Source organism: Paenibacillus sp. FSL E2-0201 (assembly GCF_037963325.1).
Taxonomy (GTDB): Bacteria; Bacillota; Bacilli; order Paenibacillales; family Paenibacillaceae; genus Paenibacillus_AQ.
In genome coordinates this window covers 2,381,554-2,399,628 of sequence record NZ_CP150154.1, presented here as the reverse complement: position 1 = coordinate 2,399,628, position 18,075 = coordinate 2,381,554, and the positions used below count along the sequence as shown (strand labels likewise).

The 18,075-nt window shown below is 43.5% G+C and carries 12 protein-coding genes and 1 tRNA gene; 3 read left to right on the top strand and 10 right to left on the bottom strand.

Annotated features, from left to right (window positions below):
* Positions 1 to 25: 25 nt before the first annotated feature.
* The 4 genes from NSU15_RS10380 to NSU15_RS10365 all read right to left on the bottom strand — a co-directional run bounded on the left by NSU15_RS10380 (position 26) and on the right by NSU15_RS10365 (position 4,769).
* Entirely contained in the window at positions 26 to 3,115 is a 3,090-nt protein-coding gene (locus NSU15_RS10380) for a PAS domain S-box protein (protein WP_339290240.1), read from the bottom strand.
* A 222-nt stretch (positions 3,116 to 3,337) separates the two neighbouring features.
* Entirely contained in the window at positions 3,338 to 3,895 is a 558-nt protein-coding gene (locus NSU15_RS10375) for a DUF2812 domain-containing protein (RefSeq protein WP_339290238.1), read from the bottom strand.
* Positions 3,892 to 4,221 (bottom strand): PadR family transcriptional regulator, encoded by a 330-nt coding sequence (locus NSU15_RS10370; RefSeq protein ID WP_042126232.1) that lies wholly within the window; start codon positions 4,219 to 4,221, stop codon positions 3,892 to 3,894. Before NSU15_RS10370 ends, NSU15_RS10375 begins: the two co-directional genes overlap by 4 nt.
* A gap of 464 nt (positions 4,222 to 4,685) precedes the next feature.
* A tRNA-Leu gene (locus NSU15_RS10365) sits at positions 4,686 to 4,769 on the bottom strand.
* Between the two features lie 253 nt (positions 4,770 to 5,022).
* Between NSU15_RS10365 and NSU15_RS10360 the strand changes: the two genes are divergently transcribed.
* Positions 5,023 to 5,784 carry a methyltransferase domain-containing protein gene (locus NSU15_RS10360; protein WP_339290236.1) on the top strand — a complete coding sequence of 254 codons (762 nt, stop codon included), beginning with the start codon at positions 5,023 to 5,025 and terminating at the stop codon, positions 5,782 to 5,784.
* A 92-nt stretch (positions 5,785 to 5,876) separates the two neighbouring features.
* Here the strand turns inward: NSU15_RS10360 and NSU15_RS10355 are convergent, their stop codons facing one another.
* Positions 5,877 to 7,100, bottom strand: a complete 1,224-nt coding sequence (locus NSU15_RS10355) for an MFS transporter (protein WP_081389908.1) — start codon at positions 7,098 to 7,100, stop codon at positions 5,877 to 5,879.
* A 268-nt stretch (positions 7,101 to 7,368) separates the two neighbouring features.
* On the opposite strand from NSU15_RS10355, the gene NSU15_RS10350 reads away from it, so the two are divergent.
* The gene (locus tag NSU15_RS10350; protein ID WP_339290234.1) at positions 7,369 to 9,084 is read left to right on the top strand and encodes an ABC transporter ATP-binding protein; all 1,716 of its coding nucleotides are present in this window, start codon (positions 7,369 to 7,371) and stop codon (positions 9,082 to 9,084) included.
* A gap of 611 nt (positions 9,085 to 9,695) precedes the next feature.
* Here NSU15_RS10350 and NSU15_RS10345 read toward each other — a convergent pair.
* Both NSU15_RS10345 and NSU15_RS10340 read right to left on the bottom strand, forming a co-directional pair.
* Complete coding sequence (locus NSU15_RS10345; RefSeq protein ID WP_042126225.1) at positions 9,696 to 11,141, bottom strand: DEAD/DEAH box helicase; 1,446 nt, start codon at positions 11,139 to 11,141, stop codon at positions 9,696 to 9,698.
* 84 nt (positions 11,142 to 11,225) lie between these two features.
* Positions 11,226 to 11,879, bottom strand: a complete 654-nt coding sequence (locus NSU15_RS10340) for an HD domain-containing protein (RefSeq protein WP_076120056.1) — start codon at positions 11,877 to 11,879, stop codon at positions 11,226 to 11,228.
* Positions 11,880 to 12,233: 354 nt separating this feature from the next.
* On the opposite strand from NSU15_RS10340, the gene NSU15_RS10335 reads away from it, so the two are divergent.
* The gene (locus NSU15_RS10335) at positions 12,234 to 13,514 is read left to right on the top strand and encodes a histidine--tRNA ligase (protein WP_339290231.1); all 1,281 of its coding nucleotides are present in this window, start codon (positions 12,234 to 12,236) and stop codon (positions 13,512 to 13,514) included.
* Between the two features lie 143 nt (positions 13,515 to 13,657).
* Here NSU15_RS10335 and NSU15_RS10330 read toward each other — a convergent pair whose 3' ends face one another.
* The 3 genes from NSU15_RS10330 to NSU15_RS10320 all read right to left on the bottom strand — a co-directional run bounded on the left by NSU15_RS10330 (position 13,658) and on the right by NSU15_RS10320 (position 18,056).
* Positions 13,658 to 15,691, bottom strand: coding sequence for a methyl-accepting chemotaxis protein (locus NSU15_RS10330; RefSeq protein WP_042126220.1), 2,034 nt, complete (start codon positions 15,689 to 15,691; stop codon positions 13,658 to 13,660).
* Between the two features lie 210 nt (positions 15,692 to 15,901).
* On the bottom strand, positions 15,902 to 16,933 hold the full coding sequence (locus tag NSU15_RS10325; protein WP_339290229.1) for a bile acid:sodium symporter family protein: 1,032 nt from the start codon (positions 16,931 to 16,933) through the stop codon (positions 15,902 to 15,904).
* A gap of 175 nt (positions 16,934 to 17,108) precedes the next feature.
* On the bottom strand, positions 17,109 to 18,056 hold the full coding sequence (locus tag NSU15_RS10320) for a radical SAM protein (RefSeq protein ID WP_339290227.1): 948 nt from the start codon (positions 18,054 to 18,056) through the stop codon (positions 17,109 to 17,111).
* Positions 18,057 to 18,075 lie beyond the last annotated feature (19 nt).

The window sequence follows — 18,075 nt, the reverse complement described above, 5'->3', positions numbered from 1 at the left end:
CTTTGTCAATGATACTCCTCATCCTTTAGCGAATCCGTGTAGACCAATCTTTTAATACCCTGTCGAGCTCCTTGATTGAAATAGGCTTGGAGATGAAATCCTGCATTCCGGCACTCAAACACATCTCTTTATCTTCATTTCTAGCAAAGGCAGTCGCAGCAATAATAATTGGATACAGCCCCAGCTTCTCGCGTATAATCCCTGTTGCCTCGATCCCATCCATAATCGGCATCTGAACATCCATAAATATGAGATCATAATCCTTGGCCAGCACAGCGCGAACCGCTTCCTCGCCATTGATTGCAATGTCTGGTACATATCCCCTCTTCTTTAGATAAGCCTGCATCAGTTGCTGATTCACTGGATGATCTTCAGCGATGAGAATGGACATGGGTCCATATTCCCCCTTAACATCCCCTTTGGCTTTAGGGTTATCGCTTTTGCCTACATCCGCCGAAGGGTAAAGTGCAACCTTCTGATTCCATTCCTCTTTCGGCAATGAGACCTCCACCGTGAAATAGAACTCTGAGCCATGCTCCTCACAACTTCTTACACCAATTGTTCCTCCGAGCAGCTCCACCAGCTTTTTGCTAATGGCTAATCCAAGTCCGGTTCCGCCGTATTTACGATTGATGGAAGGATGCAATTGCGAGAACGATTGAAACAATAACCCTTGACTGGCAACTGGAATCCCCAGCCCCGTGTCTTTAACCATGAATTTAACAATAATATTTCCTGATTTTTGCGAAGCTTCCAGACTGGCAGAAATACTGATTTCACCATTTTCCGTAAATTTCACCGCATTCCCAACCAGGTTTACGAGAATTTGGCGCAATCTCGACTCATCCGTCACAATGACAAATGGAAGATCTGCTGCAATATCGATAGACAATAATAAGCCTTTCTCTTTGACCTTCGGATAAAATAGCTCGCTAACATTCTGTATCACTTCACGCAAATCCACCATTTGCAATTCTAATGTCATCATGCCTGCTTCGATTTTGCTGAAATCGAGAACTTCATTCAAAATATGAAGCAATGCTTCCCCGCTACTGTTAATGATTTGTGTGTAGTAGCTCTGCTCTTCATCCAGCTCTGTACCCGAAAGTAAGTCGGCCATTCCGATAATACCGTTCATCGGTGTACGCAGCTCGTGACTCATGATCGCTAGAAACTCCGATTTCGCCCGATCTGCTTCCTCAGCAGACTCCTTCGCTCGCACAATCTCCTTCTCTTCGGTAATATCTCGGAAAACGACTACAGCACCGATTCGCTCTTCGCCATCAAAAAGCGGTGTCATGCGATATCTGACCAAAAAGCTCGAGCCATCCTGCCTCCAAAATACACCCTCCTTCTCTTCGAAAGAGCGATTATTGAAATGCGAAGGTATCAGTGTCTTCTGAATGCCCAAAAAAGGCTCATTATCCAGCCAAGTCTGATGAATCGCATGGAATTTGCTGTTCATCCATTCCGTTGGATCATATCCCAGCATAGTAATCGCCGCAGGATTGATGAACATCGTATCGCCTTCAAGGTTCATGCCAAATATACCTTCAGATACCGAATTCAATATTAGAGCATGCTCGTTACTTAACTTCTCTATTTCTTCAAAATGCCGCGCCCGTTCCGCAATGTCCCGGGTTACACACACCAGCTCTTGTCCTCCAAAGGTTTCCGAGTAAATATAGCGTAGTGTTGTCTCCGTCCAAATGTAGGTCCCATCTTTGCACAGAAACCGGAAGGATACAGGTTCGAGCTTTTTGCCTTCCATACAACTGTTAAGATAGGATACTACCTTCTCCTTGTCCTCAGGATGTATGTAATCTATACCTCTGGTTTCGTACATTTCTTCCGGTGTATACCCGAACATCGTCTGGCAAATCGGTGATGCATATAGATAGGTGAGGTGTCCGTCCGCTGTATTTCGTGAAATAAAATCCATTGAATTTTCCGACAGGAGTCGGTAATTCTGCTCACTATCACGCATCTGTTCCTCCATTCGATGACGTTCAGTCACATCCTGGGCAATCCCGCTGATCTGTAGCACTCTTCCTTCTTCATCCTTAATCACTTCCCAGTGCACATCCAAAAACTTTAATATTCCATCCGCACTCTTAATTCGAACCATAGCCTCACCATTCGTTCCAATAGCTAAAGAATGACGAACTAGCTTTTTAAGTATGATTAAATCATTTGGCTCAATGCAGGAAAGGACACGTTTATAATCAAAATAGGAATGAATGCTGTCATCCAGTGAAAAACCAAAAATATTGCGCATCTCTCTAGAAACCGTCAACCGTGCTTTTGTCGCATCCCATTCCCAAGATCCCATTTTCGCAAGATATTGGGCTTTCGCCAGCATATCCTCATATTTCTTACGCTGTGTAATATCGCGGCCGATGGTTAAAATCTGCTTGATTTCCCCCTGCTCATCACGAACTACCTGAGAGCTACTCTCGATCCACAAATAATGTCCGTCCTTATGCCGGGCTCTACGTGTATACACATCCGTATCAGAATAGAGCTTTCCGTGTTGGGTCATCTCTAAGGCATCATCTACGTGATAATACTCCGGTCTTTTTGTGCCAATCATTTCATGTGCCGGATATCCTAGCAGCAACTCTACTGAAGGAGAGACGTAGTGTAACGTACCGTCAGAGTCGCCAAAAGAAATCATATCCGGTGTATTTTGGGTGATCAAATTATATAAATGCTGATCTTTCTGAATCTTATCTTCGGCAAGCCTTCGGTCTGTGATATCCGTTAGTTCCGAAATCAAGACAAGAGGTTCACTAGCATTCTCCTTAAGAATTAGAAATATATGTTGTGCTACCCAGATCATCTCGCCACCCTTACATAAGAACCGTCTTTCTAACTCAATTGCGGTCCCAGGATCTACTAAGAGCTTGTTCAGGATAACGTTATGATCATCATTAGTCTTATCGTCTGGATAAATTAGATCTAAATAATGTAGATTCAAAAGCTCTTCTTCAGAGTAACCAAGCATATGGCAAAGTGCTGGATTGGATTGAATCAAGGTCCCTTCCTTGGGAGAGACTACAGCAACCCCTATAGAAGACCGTAAGTATAGTTGCTTAAAAAGAAATTCAGACACCTGTGCAGCCTCCTCTTTTGAGATGGGGACAAACTTTATTACAATTTCGTAATCTATTCCAGTATACCTTTTTTTCGGTAATTAAGCTTGATAGCTGAGTCCTAAATGATAGGCCGGTGAAAAGCAATGAGATTGCGCGTTATCGTCATAGACAAAAAAAATAAACAACAAGTCCCGAGTAATCAGGAAACCTGCTGTTTATACATATCACAAGAATAAGGACTATTCTCTTATTAAATTCTCTTGTTGAAGCTTTTTAATTTTCTTACGGATAGGTGCGCCAGCTCTTAAAAAAACAAGTCCTAAAAGAATTAAAAGCCCGCCTAGAATAACATTTACCAAACTAATGCTGCTTGAGGAAGTGAAATAATTCGTTACCCCAATGAGAATGTTTGCTAAACCAATAATGAACTCTAACCACATAACAGAATTCCATAGCGTGTTAATTCGCTTAAAGTGTTTTATTTTGGATTCCAGATCCGTGTAAATATCAAAAGCACCTTCAGATGACCTCTTTCTAAGATAGATCCAACGTCCAAAGCTGCTAACACATTCTACTCCATTCTCCTCTAAAAACCTGATGTAAGCGATGCTCTCCGGATGAGTAGGCACATTATCTAAAAGCTCAATCCTATACGTATACTCATTCTTAGGCGTTTCAGTAAACACATATTTGCACCATGTGTAGTTTGTAAGGGCCAGCCCTTTGGCAGATATTTCATTCAGCCACTGTTCTTCCTTCTCAAAATCCCAAAACATTTTGCGAACCACATGTATCATTTGGACTCACCTCCAGCTATTCTCTTCCCATTGGCAATCAGCTCTTCCAACCGGATAAGCTCCCCCTGAATCACCGTCTTCCCTAATTCCGTAATTTCGTACTCCTTTCTTCGGGAGCCCTCTTCCCCTTCCACAGATCTTATCCAGTTTTTCTCCAGCAGGGTGTTGATAGCTCCGTATAAAGTGCCCGCTCCGAGATCCACTCGACCATTACTTAAATCCTTCACATTCTGCATAATCGCGTATCCGTGCATTGCGGTATATAGAGACAATAAAATGTAAAACACTGCTTCCGTTAAGGCTCCTCTTTCTGAGCTTTCAGGCATGATTCCATCTCCATTCTATTACTGTTAGCGATATATCGTTTACCGTAATATCATTATTACGGAAGCCGATATAATTGTCAATACAAAAATACCCATTTTATGTATTTCGTTAAGATTATGGCCGCAAAAAAAACGCCTATAGCATATGCTATAGACGCTTCATAATCGTTCCCTTTATTTGTTTAGCTGGGGAGACTAGGAATGCAATTCCACCAACTTGGATCTACTCCATCTAATTAAATCTATTCCTTCTACTTCGCATGGGGTGTAGCGGACTGAGAAGCCTCTAATTGCTAAAAACAGAGGGTTTCCACATATATTCGGACCCAGTTGCAGCTATTCATCCAAATGTACTCCTTTTATACGCAGTTGAAGGCCAATAAGAGCGATACGGTCCGTAACTTCAGAAATAAAAATAGGCTTATACAACTGCCCAAGAGCAATTGTATAAGCCTATTTGGCGATGCGGTCGAGAGGACTCGAACCTCCACGATATTGCTACCACACGGACCTGAACCGTGCGCGTCTGCCAATTCCGCCACGACCGCACATTATGTACACCAGTGAAATAATCACCGTATTTAAGACTATACTCCTTTTTTAGATAAAAAGCAATATATTTATTTATGTATTGTGTAATACGACTGATAGTACGTTAAATTGAAACACATCACTATAGGAATAACCAATCAGTGTTATTTACTTTATATATTTCACTTATAAGTTGTCAGTATGGTACAACATAATTAAAGAATCTAGCGCATCAAAAGTGTCAATCTAAACCAGAAAGGATGAATACGTATGAACCAGCAGTGGAACACCGGAACCTACGATACTGACATGGCCTTTGTGTCTAAGTTTGGGGCATCTTTGATTGAGCTTTTGCGCCCCCAGCTTGGCGAACAGATCATAGATTGGGGTTGCGGAACTGGCGACTTAGCGGTAACCATTGCTGCTAGCGGCGCCACTGTAACAGGAATTGATGCCTCTGCTGAAATGATTCAGACTGCCCGTGACAAGCATCCCCAGCTAAGATTCATTTTAGCAGATGGGCAAAGCTATGTCGCGGAACAGCCAGTCGATGCTGTGTTCAGCAATGCTGCTCTACACTGGTTAACCGACGCGAACGGAGCTGCCGCTTCAATCGCTGCTTGCTTACGAACAGGCGGACGTTTTGTCGCTGAGTTCGGAGGGCTGGGCAATATCGCTTCCATCGTTACTGAACTTCCAAACGCTTTTGCCGCTATAGGGTGTAGCGGTAAGCTTCAGCTGCCTTGGTACTTTCCAAGTATCGGACAATACACAACACTACTAGAACAGCATGGGCTAACTGTAGACCTCGCCCTTTGTTTCGACCGTCCAACACCACTAGAGGCTGGAGAGCAAGGGTTCCATCGCTGGTTGAACACTTTTGCTAATGGAATCCTAAGTGTCCTCACACCCCCTGAACGAGAAGAAGTCCTCTCTTATATGGAACAGAAACTGAAGCCAACGTTATTTCAGGATAACCGCTGGGTGATGGATTATCGTAGAATCCGGGTTGTCGCTTACAAACGAGTCTAACACTGAATGCGATTTTTCCTATGTCACAAAAAAAAGAGTGTACTGACGCAGCTTCCGCGCCAATGCACTCTTTTTAAACTTTCAATAAATGATTATCTTCTATCTCCCACATATCGATCGCTACCAGCGCCAAGTCCGACAACCAGGAGCACTACGCTTGCAGCAAGCAATAAAATCAGCGGCATCGTCCAGCTATTCGTCACATCATGCAGCCATCCGAATAAGGCCGGTCCCATGGCAGCAAGTACATAACCTACAGATTGAGCCATTCCTGACAGCTCCGCTGCTTCTCGAGTACTTCTGGTCCGTAGACTGAAGAACATCATCACAAGACCGAAGGAAAAACCTCCGGCAATACCAAAGCATATCGCCCATACAGCCATTAAGGCACTGCTACCCAGCCAGATCCCACCTATTCCGATGAAATACAGAACAGCAGTGATTATTACTAGAATACGTTGATTCTTCATCCGACCTGCCCACAGCGGCACGAAGAAAGTAAACGGCAGCTGCGCCATTTGCATCAGCGATAGTAACCAGCCTGCATGGCTTGATGACATCCCTCGCTCCCCAAGGAGAACAGAAAACCAAGCAATAAAGACATAATAGAGCAGTGACTGTAAGCCCATAAAAATCGTTACTTTCCAAGCCAGCGAAGAACGCCACATATTACCACTTGAGACCGAATTACTCGCGCCAGTCCCTTGATCGAGCTTGCGCATTTGCGGAATCCAGAACAACGTTGCTAGCGCAGCAATCATAAACCATATGGCCAAAGTCCCTCTCCAGCCAAATCCAGTATTACTGGCTAGCGGGACACTAATTCCTGAAGCGACTGCTGCGCATAAATTCATAGATACGGTATAGACACCTGTCATTAATCCGATTTTGTGGGGAAACTTCCCTTTAATAAGCCCCGGAAGCAACACATTACATACTGCAATAGATAGCCCGAGTATTGCCGTACCTGTGAACAACAGACCTACTCCAGATCCCGACCGGATTAAAATCCCCATAGCCAGCATAACCATGGCAATTACTAACACATTAGCCAAACCGAAGCGGCGGGCTAGCTTTGGAGCAAACGGGGACAAGATGGCAAAAGCCAACAATGGTAGAGTGGTAATAGCTCCTGCTGAAGTATTCGATAAGCCTAAATCATCCTGAATCATTTGAACCAATGGACCGACAGATGTAAAAGGCGCTCTAAGTGCCGCTGCGATAAAAACAATTCCCAGCACTAGCAGCCAGCGATCATATTTGGTATCCGTTAAGCCTTTATTCTGAATAATTCCTTCTCGTTGTGATGCTTTCATCCTGTATCCTCCTAAATTACAACAAGCATAACCATCTTATACCTCCCTATAAGGACGGTAAGTGACTAAGCTAGAAATATAAAAATATTTATTACATGGCATTAAGAACTATCTTCCACTATTATTATAAAAGTTACAACCCTTAAGTAATTTTATATCCAAATTATTGACAAAACCGAACGACATCTTTAGTATCCATATAATCAGGACAATTGAGAATCAATTTCAATAGAACTCATACATAATTTTATAGAAAAGAGTGAACAGAATGCTTCAAAGGTTTTTTTCCTACTATCGTCCATATAAAAAACTATTTATATTGGACTTCTCCTGCGCTGTTTTTGCAGGTCTGTTAGAACTAGCTTTCCCGGTAGCTGTCAATAAATTTATTGATGATTTGCTCCCGGGTCAAGATTGGCCGCTTATTCTTATTGCTTGTGTCGCACTTCTAGCTATTTACGCCTTGAATACGGTGATGCAGTATGTCGTTACTTACTGGGGTCACATGCTTGGTATTAACATCGAAACCGATATGCGTAAAAAAATGTTTGATCACATCCAGAAACTATCCTTCCGATTCTTCGATAATAATAAAACAGGTCACCTAATCGGACGTATCACCAACGACTTAAATGATATCGGCGAAGTGGCGCATCACGGTCCTGAGGATGTGTTTATCGCCATCATGACACTCGTTGGAGCCTTCATCCTAATGGCTGATATTAATCTGAAGCTAGCAATTATTACTTTTATTATCGTTCCAATTATGGCTTGGGTGATCATCTACTTCGGACGTAACATGACTTCCACCTACCGCCAGCTTTTTGGAAATGTAGGTAGTTTCAATGCCCGTATCGAAGATAATGTCGGCGGAATCCGGGTTGTGCAATCATTTGCCAATGAGCAGCATGAACAAGAGCTATTCGCAGTAGATAATCAAATGTTCCGTAAAACTAAGCTTCTCGCTTATAAAATTATGGCCAAAAGCTTGTCCGTCAGCTATATGATGACCCGCCTTATTACGATCCTTGTGATGATCAGCGGGGCGTGGTTCTTCATCAATGGCGAGCTCCAAATCGGTGAATTTGTAGCATTTATTCTATTATCCAATGTCTTCTTCCGTCCCATCGAGAAGATTAATGCCGTTATCGAGAGTTATCCAAAAGGAATAGCCGGCTTTAAACGTTATCTTGAGATTATCGACACGGAACCTGATATCAGCGACAAGCCAGATGCAGTTGAGGTAAGTACTTTGTGCGGAGATATCACGTTCCAGGATGTCTTTTTCGGATACGACGAGGACCGTCCGGTTCTGCAAAATATTAGTTTGCAAGTAAAGGCTGGCGAAACGATTGCCTTTGTCGGACCTTCTGGTGCCGGCAAAACCACTATTTGCAGCCTGCTCCCTCGTTTCTATGATGTTACAGGTGGAGCTATCACCATTGATGGCATCGATATCCGTGACATGAAGCTGGAGTCATTGCGTAAGCAGATCGGGATTGTGCAGCAGGATGTGTTCTTGTTCTCTGGTACGATTCGCGAGAATATCGCTTACGGAAAGCTCGATGCGAAGCTGCCTGAAATCTGGGAAGCAGCTCGGCGTGCCCATCTGGAGGATCTCATTCAGAATCTGCCAGAAGGCATGGATACGGTGATCGGAGAGCGTGGTGTGAAGCTGTCCGGCGGACAGAAGCAGCGCCTAGCGATCGCCCGCATGTTCCTGAAGAATCCACCGATTCTGATTCTGGATGAAGCTACTTCTGCGCTTGACACTGAAACGGAAGCAGCGATTCAGCAATCGCTGGCGGATCTGTCCGTGGGCAGAACCACACTCGTCATCGCCCACCGATTGACGACCATAAAGAACGCCGACCGGATCATGGTCGTGAATGAAGAAGGCATCGCCGAGCAAGGCCGCCATGAAGAGTTAGTCCAAGCAGGTGGCATATACAGCCGTCTGCACCAGGCGCAATATAACGCTTAGGGATGTTAAATCTAGCTCCCTAGCTAAATGAAGCAAGCCTAGTCTCCACGTTATTGGCGACTAGGCTTGCTTTTTATTTGTTCCAGCATGAGAGGCTAAATTGGGCATCCCGGAAGTTAGGGAGTGATGGGGCTAGAGAGTGGTAGGGAATAATGGTCCAATGAAGTAGTGATCTTTTGGAAACGTGAGTATAGAATTAGGGAGTTTCTCCCCAATTTCATCGATAATACAGCCCCAAATTTAACAATTAGGGAATTTCTCCCCTTAAATTCACCCCATTTGCTCATAATAGTGGATTTCAGGTGATTTATAGGGAGAAATTCCCTAAAAAGCGTAAAATCCAGTGAAAATCAGCAATTTTTAGGGAGGATTTCCCTAATATCAAAGACAATACAAATCTAAACGCTCACTCAAACACAACCTAGTTCCATTTACGCCCAAATCGATCATTACTCCTCCCAGAACTAAGCTTCTTTAGGATAAAGCCCCGGTTGGCCTTCAGTGTATAAGAAAGAAGGAGCCGCGTAAAGAACACGACTCCCTCTTAATATAAACCGCCTCAATAGCGGCACTTATGAATGGTGATCCGCGATAAATCGTTATACACGTACTTATTTCTTCGCAATATGCACTTTAAGCTGCTTACCCTTCACGGTCGTCTCTCTCATCGCTTGCAATACCATTGCACCTTTACCGTTCAAAATATCCACGTAGGTCACATTGTCCTGAATCGAGATTATACCGATATCTTCTGCAGATATACCCTCAAGCTTCGCGATTGTGCCGACAAAGTCCACGGCTCTTAGCTTCTTTTTCTTGCCGCCGTTGAAGTACAGCTTCATGATCTCTTTGTTCAAGCTCTCGCTTTTGTCCTTCTTGCGGACAGGCTGCTTGTTAATCTTCTGCTCAAACGCTTCCTTCGCGTAAGCAACGGCATCATCCGAAGGAGCTTTCATAGGTGGGAGGCTAAAGCCAATATAGCCTTCGATTTCCTTCACCCATTTTTGCTCATTCGGAGTGACGAAAGTGATTGCTTTACCTGTCTTACCTGCACGAGCCGTTCTGCCTGTACGATGCACGTAGCTTTCTTTTTCCAGCGGAATATCGTAATTAATCACGTGAGTGATGTTCTCGATATCAATACCTCTAGCCGCCACATCTGTAGCGATTAGATAACGGAACTGCCCTCTTTTAAAAGCATTCATGACCTCAAAACGCTCGTCCTGCTCCATCCCCCCGTGGATCTTATCACAAGGATATTCCAGATCAGCCAACCCTCTAAATACCGCATTCACCTGTTCTTGTGTACGGCAAAAAATAATACAGCTGTCCGGATTCTCCACCGTAATAATATCGCTCAACAGCGAGAATTTGGCAGCTTGTCTCACTTCGATCAACGCATGTTCAATTGTAGCGGTTGTAATTCCACTTGCTTGAATCTCAATTTCCGTTGGATCGCTCATATATTTCCGGCACAAATTCTTAATCACTTCCGGTAATGTAGCGGAGAAAACACAAGTCACTCGTTCTTGGGGCAGCTGCTTGATGATCTTTTCGATCTGCTCAATGAACCCCATGCTCAGCATTTCGTCTGCTTCGTCGATGATCAAATACTTGATCCGATTTAGCGGAAGCGTACCTCTTTCAATATGGTCGAACACACGTCCAGGCGTACCTACGACAACATGTGTTTTTTGGGTAAGTTCAATTTTTTGTGGAGCAAAAGGCTGCTTACCAAAAAGAGCCACGGCCTTAACCCGTTTAAATCGTCCAATGTTGGTGATATCCTCTTTCACTTGCATGGCAAGCTCCCGAGTAGGCGTTAGAATCAAAGCCTGCGGCTTATTCTCCACCCAATCCACCAAATCACAGACCGGGATTCCGTAAGCTGCCGTCTTTCCACTACCCGTTTGCGATTTAACGATCAGATCCTTTTGCTGAAGAGCTACAGGGATCACTTTGCTTTGAACTTCTGTTGGCGTCTCATATTTTAGGACATCCAGCGCTTTAATAATGTCTTCGTTTAACTCATAATCTCTAAATTGCAATTCACTCATCGTTCAACCTCTTCTATGCCGATTGTTCTGGTTAAGCGGAAACTCCGCGATCCTTCATCTTGTGCATACTAATCATTATAACAGCTATTGGCTCCCTTGATTCCATTCCTTATAGAACTGGTCCAGAAAATTAAGCATGAAATCATGCCGTTCTTCTGCTAACTTGCGTCCATAAGCTGTATTCATCAGGAATTTTAACTTTAATAACTTCTCATAAAAATGATTGATAGCCGTTCCTTTGCTGTAATCCCTGTACTCCTTTTGAAGCGATTCCTCTCTTGGAGACACTCCCGGATCATAAGCTGGACGACCTTTCGCCCCTGAGAAAATAAAGGTTCTGGCAATGCCAATCGCACCAAGCGCATCAAGTCGATCGGCATCTTGGACCACTTGGCCTTCAAGCGTCTGCATCGGTTCTCCACCGCCACCACTAAAGGACATCGTCTCAATAATCATCATAATATGATTAATTTGTTCCTCATCTGTAAGGTTTGAAGAAAGCCAAGTACGCACTTTAAGCAAACCTTCTTCTTTAGACGAATTAAGCTTCTCGTCAGCAACATCATGCAGCAAGGCGGCCATCGTGCAGACAAATACATCTGCGCTCTCGATCTTGGCAATTTCAGCGGCGGTGTTGCGCACTCTATCGGAATGCCACCAGTCATGACCCGTAGTGTCTTGTCCAAGTTGTTCTTTAACAAAATCTTCGGTCCGAGCTATAATTAAAGATTCATTCATCGTAGAAAAACTCCCTTTCCTTAAGGAATATCGAAGCCCTATTATAGCTGATAACTGGTCTTTTCGCCCACAAGAAATCGAAGCTATTATAAATTGTTACTTGCATGACTCCAAATGATCCGCTATAATCGGCAGTAATCAAAATTTCGAAGGGAATTGGTTCTGATGAATACAAATACAATCATGCTGAATCAACTTCATTATTATCACAAACAGCGTTAGCACTCCTGAATTTTTTCAGGGAGGCTAACGCTACTCGCGTTGGCCTCCCTGCGGCATAGATCACGCGCAGGACCAAGAGGTCCTGCGCGTTTTTTTATTTTCTAAACTATGCCAATATAAAAGGAGCTACTAATGATGCAAAACATTAAAGGAACTTATGATTACTTCGGTCAAGAGCAAGCGCTCAGAAAGAACATTCAAAATACGCTGCAGGACTTGTTTGAGCTCTATGATTTTGAATCGATGGATACGACACTATTAAATGAATTGGAGTTACTGACCTCGAAATATGCAGGCGGGGATGAAATTCTCAAAGAAATGTACCAGCTCACGGATCAAGGCAACCGCAAACTGGGGTTACGTTATGATCTGACCATCCCTTTTGCCAAAGTGATCGCTTTAAATCCAGGAATAGAGTTCCCCTTCAAGCGGTATGAGATCGGAAAAGTGTTCCGAGATGGACCTGTGAAACGCGGGCGTCTGCGTGAATTCCTGCAATGTGATGTCGATGTGGTCGGCATTTCCGGCCCTGAGGCTGAAGCAGAGCTGATGCAGCTAGCTACCGAAGCTTTCCGTAAGCTAGGCATCCCTATCATCCTAAAATGGAATAACCGACGTTTTCTCAGTGAGATTCTGGAGTCCATTGGCGTACCTGCTGAAGAGCAACTATCCGTTATGCTTACTCTTGATAAACTTGAAAAAATCAACATTAGCGGAGTCGAGAACGAGTTGATCGCCAAAGGGCTTGAATCTGCAACCATCTCAGCGATTCTAGCACTTATCGAAATGGACAATCCAAGCTTTGAGCAGTTATGCGACAAATACAATCTCACAACACAACCGGGTGCGTCAGAGGTTCTCGTCCTGCAAAATCTAATCCAAGACATCGGACTACAGGAGACTTGCCGCTTCGATCCTTTCTTATCCCGAGGTCTTTCATTCTACACAGGAACAGTTTACGAGATCTTTGATGCATCTGGTTCCTTCGCCTCAAGCTTGGGTGGCGGAGGCAGATATGACGCGATTATCGGACAGCTAGTGGGCAGAGAGGATATTCAATATCCTACGGTGGGGTTGTCTTTTGGTATGGAGTCAATCATGGCACTCTTAGCAGAACGACCTACCCAAGAAAATAGAGCAGCTAATGTTATGGTCATTCCGATTGGTGAGACACTCCCACAAGCTTTGATTGCAGCAGCCGAGCTACGTGCTTGTTCTATAAGAACCACTCTCGTATCCGGAAAAAGAAAATTAAAAAAGCAGCTCGCCACAGCCTCATCCAAAAACATCCGTTACGTTATACTGATCGGCGAGAGCGAATCCAGTGTCGATAAAGTACGTCTGAAGGATATGGAAGAACAAACAGAGGTTATCGTTCCGCTGGATGAAGCTATTTATCTCATCACTAAATAAGGATCATTCTTAGGTACTGCTCAAAAAAAGACCCCGCCGATCACCGGCGGGGCAAGTTATATATTAAGGGAGGTTATACATGTACTATAACCTTGCAAGCTTAATATTTTATGAATGACAGATAAAGATTCCCTTAATCCTTCTTAGATCTTAAACCGATCTACCAGCCCCTGTAGCTCTTTGGCACTTTGGGTATTCTCGTCAGCCACCGTAACTTCATGGAAAGTTTTCTCTACGATATCGGCAGTTTTTACCGCAATATCCTGGATACCGATAGCCCCCTCATTTACTGTAGCAGCCACTTCATTGACTGCAATAGATATACTGGATACCGCCATACTTAGATGATCGGCCGCAGTCTCGAATTGATTCATCAACATATTCACTGTAGTAGCATCTCTATTATATTGCTGACTCACCTCCGTTAAGCGCTCATAATCCCCAAGAACATTCTGGTCTATAAAAGCGAGTAACGCCTCTGAATTTTCCTTCATTAACTCAACAGAAGTGTATACGCCGGAAACGACTCCTTGAATTCCAGCCGCTGTCTCTGACGATTTCTCAGCCAGCTTGCGGATTTCACCAGCTACAACAGCAAATCCTCTACCTGCCTCACCGGCTCTGGCCGCTTCAATCGCTGCATTTAAAGCAAGCAGATTGGTCTGACTAGTAATCGATAGAATCGTATCCGCCAGTACATTAATCTCTGAGATCGCATTCGACTGTTCAATTGCTTTTTCCATATCGATACGAACAGATTCATACACTCGCTTAGCATTATCCGTAGACTCTAACGCCTCATCTTGTAACACCATCGCCCGCTCACTGATCTGTTTGGAAACTTCAGCGCCTTCCTTCACATTACTGGAGATCTCGGACACATTAATATCAATTTCAGTAATCGCTGCCGTCATCTCTTGTGTTGAAGCTGCTGTCTCCTCCATCCCAGCCGATAGCTGCTGTGTAGTTGCTGAATTGTCATGTGCATTCTCTCGAACATCTATGGACAGCTTCTCAAGCGTTTCCGCATTATCTAGCACTTTGCTTGAGATCGTAATTAGACTGCCAGCCATATCACGAAGAATAGCACGTGTGCGGAGCATTGCTTTGGCGATCGTCCCGGTTTCATCCTTGTTTTTCGTCAGATACTCATACTGGGCGTCATACGTCAAATTCAGCTCTGCCGTTCTATTTATCAACTCTGTCAGTTTAACAATCGGTGAAGAGATTTTTTGGGCAAAATATAAAGCAATCAGCAATGCTATAATCAAACTTCCCGCACCTAACACCAGATTAAAGTTTCTCATCTCATTCACTGGCTTCGTAATTTCATCTAAATTAGCAGTTAACCCCAGCAACCAGTTGGTCTCCGGCATAACTGTATAGGCTGATTTTTTATCCACACCATTATATGTATAACTAAGAAGGCTATCTTCTACTTTTTCACCAGATTTCACACGCTTCACAACAGCCATGATTTGGTCATTGGCAACAGGTTGTCCTACCTGCTTCTTATCCGGATGATACAGTGTATTCCCGTTCTCATCGAGAAGATAAGCATACGAGGTCGTTGTATTTACTACTTTTGCATCTGCCAAATACTTAATCATACTATCTGCTGAAACCGCTGAAGCCACATATCCAATCATCTTTCCGTTACTCTTAACTGGATGCACAAAAGCCACCACATAAGCTCCAGTAGATTTCGATTTCAGCGTTTCACTAATTACCGGCGCCGCAGTCTCCATTACTTTCTTCGAATAATTTCTATCACTAAAATCCGTACCTATAAGCTTGATGTCACTGTCAGCCACAGCGATGCCCTTCATATCACTAACAAAAACATGTTCAAGGTTTCCTGCAGCCTCCACGATTTCCTGAAGGCTGATATTCACCTCATTCTGAAGCTTATCCCCTTTGCTAACTCCGCCGTTTCCTGCTTGAAGCAGCAATTCGACAATTTCCGACCTACCGGCAATAAGCTCAATACTTCTCTGCTCTTTCGAAATCATAGACGATATGGTCTGTGCTTTATTCGTATTGACCTGCTTCATTGAATTCTCAGTAAGACTCACAATCGCATGAGTTGACTTCAAATACGTAAATACTCCCATTACCGTTATACATAACAGGGTTACTCCTATCAACATAAATGATAGCTTAAGGCGAATCTTCATACGCTTCTCATCCTTCCGACAACTTGCTCATTCATGAACAAAGCAATTGTAAATAATACAATTACTATCGGATATCATGATAAATTAGTGAATATTGACTAAGCGAAAATACGGAAAATATCAAAAAATGTCGAATTATTGCATATAAATGAAAAAAATCTAGTTCTACAAGTTTGGACACTTTTTATGGAATAGTTAATAAGACCTGTTTTACCGCTGTGATGAAATAGGCTGTTCTGACTGGGAAACTGTATTCACTTGCGTGACTGCACCACCCGTTAAGGTGCTTTTAGTTCTGTTCCGTAAAAATAGACCAGACATTGCGGCGAGTATTTGTTGAAATAACATTCCTGAAATAACAGGGAGTGCAACAGCCGGAGGGAAATATTTTACTGCGAGCACAGCCCCCGCGCTTAAATTACGCATGCCGGAATTAAATTGCACAGCCACAGAATCTTCATAGCTAAAGCGGAAACGGCGTGATACCAAGGCTCCGATTACATATCCAAGAACTACCGTTAAGAAAGTTACGCCAATAATAATCGCTAATTTACTATCCGGGTGTTTCAGATAACGAGCAATGCTGGCACCGTTAATAGAAACGACCATAAACAATCCAACCTTTACAAACGGGGAAAGCGGCGGTCCACATACCGTATTCACCTTGCCCTTTGTCCATTGATTCAGAAGCATACCGACCAGCGAAGGAATGACAACCATCCATAGGAGCCCTTTCATCATTTCCCCCAGCTGAATTTCCACACTTGCTCCCATGAGCAAATACAAGGTACCCGGAACGACAATCGGTGATACGAGTGTATCTATCAGAATAAGTGCCAAAGTCAGTGCAATATTCCCTCCATATATGGATACCCACACCACACTAACGACACCCGTAGGGATTGCGAACAGCAGTACAAATCCAGTCACAGTGTAGGGATCTTCTGGAAAGACAGCACTTGCAACGAGCCAGCCGATAAGCGGCATCACGATATGGAGAATGATCATCAACACTATCAGCTTCTGTGGTTTCAGCAGTACACCCAGCAGATCCTTGAGATTGGACTTCAAGCTTCCGATCAATGTCATAAAGGCGAAAATCCAAGGAACAAGACCTGTGAACGGTAGCAGTCTGCTTTCATTAAGTACGCCAACCACGATGGCAGTAGGTGTTAATAATGGCATGATTTTTTCGAGTACAACATTGGATTTGTTGAGTCCATTTCTTATATTCGTAAGCATGTGTCGCATACCATATGTATGGATGTCATACATTCCTTATCTGCAAATTTAAGTTGTAACCGCCTCTATAAGCTTACAGAGATCATACAGGACTTTCCATTAATCCACCACACAAAAAGGAACCAATTATTAAAATTGGCTCCTAGAAGTAATTTCTATAGAATCGCTAAACGGTTTAAACACCTTGCGGAAACAATGCGTCCAGTGCTGGGCATGGCAGTTTATCAAGGAACTGAGCCAAAGGCGCGGGCATGTTACTATACAAGTCCTTCAGTGAAGTCCCCTGATAAATGTTTCCGATAATAACCGGGTGGCACAATTCAGAGATCAAAATGTCCCCATTTCCATGTAGATGAAGCTGTTTCTTGCCTTCTATGCAGTGAGGAAAATAAACGCCCGGTTGCTCCTCGAAGCCAAGCGCATCCATAAAGCGGTCCATGCAGGTGAAATACAGGATTGTATCCTCTTTCTTCTGTGCTATCAGTTCACTTACAGCGTTCTTTAATTGTTCACGGGCAGCAATTGATTTCCAGCCGGTATGATCCATGATAATACTGTTCTGAATCTCATGTGTTCTGACGCCCAGAGCATAGACATGATCACTAATTTCCTTCATGTTATCCTGCGTTTCACTGAACAATAGTGTCTCCAGCACCGTATCTACACTTGTGGCAGCGAACAAAGTAATGTTCTCTCTTATTTTCTCATAGATGCTTGGATGAATATTATAATAACGAGAGAACGCATCCGCTGTAGTAAAATTGAAGGAAATATGTATCGTCGTTAATCCGGCAGCGACCAATTGATCAATCCGTTCAGCATTTAAAAGACTACCGTTAGAATTGAGCTGTGTCTGAATCCCTCTGGATGAGCAGTAGTTTACAATCTCTACACAGTCATCGAACTTTAATGTGACCTCGCCACCTGATAAACGCACTCTTTTTAGACCCGGAAGCTCTTCAAGAATCCGGATGACCTCTTTGGCTTTGATACTTTGTCCATCATTTCTATTATAAGCACAACAATAATCGCAGCGAAAATTACAGTTCGAGGTGACTCCTATTTCTAAGCCTTCCAGCTCATAAGTTAGCGGTTTGTCTAATTCCAATGCTTTATATCTCATACTCTAAAGTCCTCCTTTA

What these genes read in the sequence shown, in the direction of transcription:
- NSU15_RS10375 (WP_339290238.1), bottom strand. Translation starts at nt 3,895, where the DNA reads ATGATACATGTGGTTCGCAAAATGTTTTGGGATTTTGAGAAGGAAGAA.
- NSU15_RS10370 (WP_042126232.1), bottom strand. Translation starts at nt 4,221, where the DNA reads ATGCCTGAAAGCTCAGAAAGAGGAGCCTTAACGGAAGCAGTGTTTTAC.
- NSU15_RS10360 (WP_339290236.1), top strand. Translation starts at nt 5,023, where the DNA reads ATGAACCAGCAGTGGAACACCGGAACCTACGATACTGACATGGCCTTT.
- NSU15_RS10355 (WP_081389908.1), bottom strand. Translation starts at nt 7,100, where the DNA reads ATGAAAGCATCACAACGAGAAGGAATTATTCAGAATAAAGGCTTAACG.
- NSU15_RS10350 (WP_339290234.1), top strand. Translation starts at nt 7,369, where the DNA reads ATGCTTCAAAGGTTTTTTTCCTACTATCGTCCATATAAAAAACTATTT.
- NSU15_RS10345 (WP_042126225.1), bottom strand. Translation starts at nt 11,141, where the DNA reads ATGAGTGAATTGCAATTTAGAGATTATGAGTTAAACGAAGACATTATT.
- NSU15_RS10340 (WP_076120056.1), bottom strand. Translation starts at nt 11,879, where the DNA reads ATGAATGAATCTTTAATTATAGCTCGGACCGAAGATTTTGTTAAAGAA.
- NSU15_RS10335 (WP_339290231.1), top strand. Translation starts at nt 12,234, where the DNA reads ATGATGCAAAACATTAAAGGAACTTATGATTACTTCGGTCAAGAGCAA.
- NSU15_RS10330 (WP_042126220.1), bottom strand. Translation starts at nt 15,691, where the DNA reads ATGAAGATTCGCCTTAAGCTATCATTTATGTTGATAGGAGTAACCCTG.
- NSU15_RS10325 (WP_339290229.1), bottom strand. Translation starts at nt 16,933, where the DNA reads ATGCTTACGAATATAAGAAATGGACTCAACAAATCCAATGTTGTACTC.
- NSU15_RS10320 (WP_339290227.1), bottom strand. Translation starts at nt 18,056, where the DNA reads ATGAGATATAAAGCATTGGAATTAGACAAACCGCTAACTTATGAGCTG.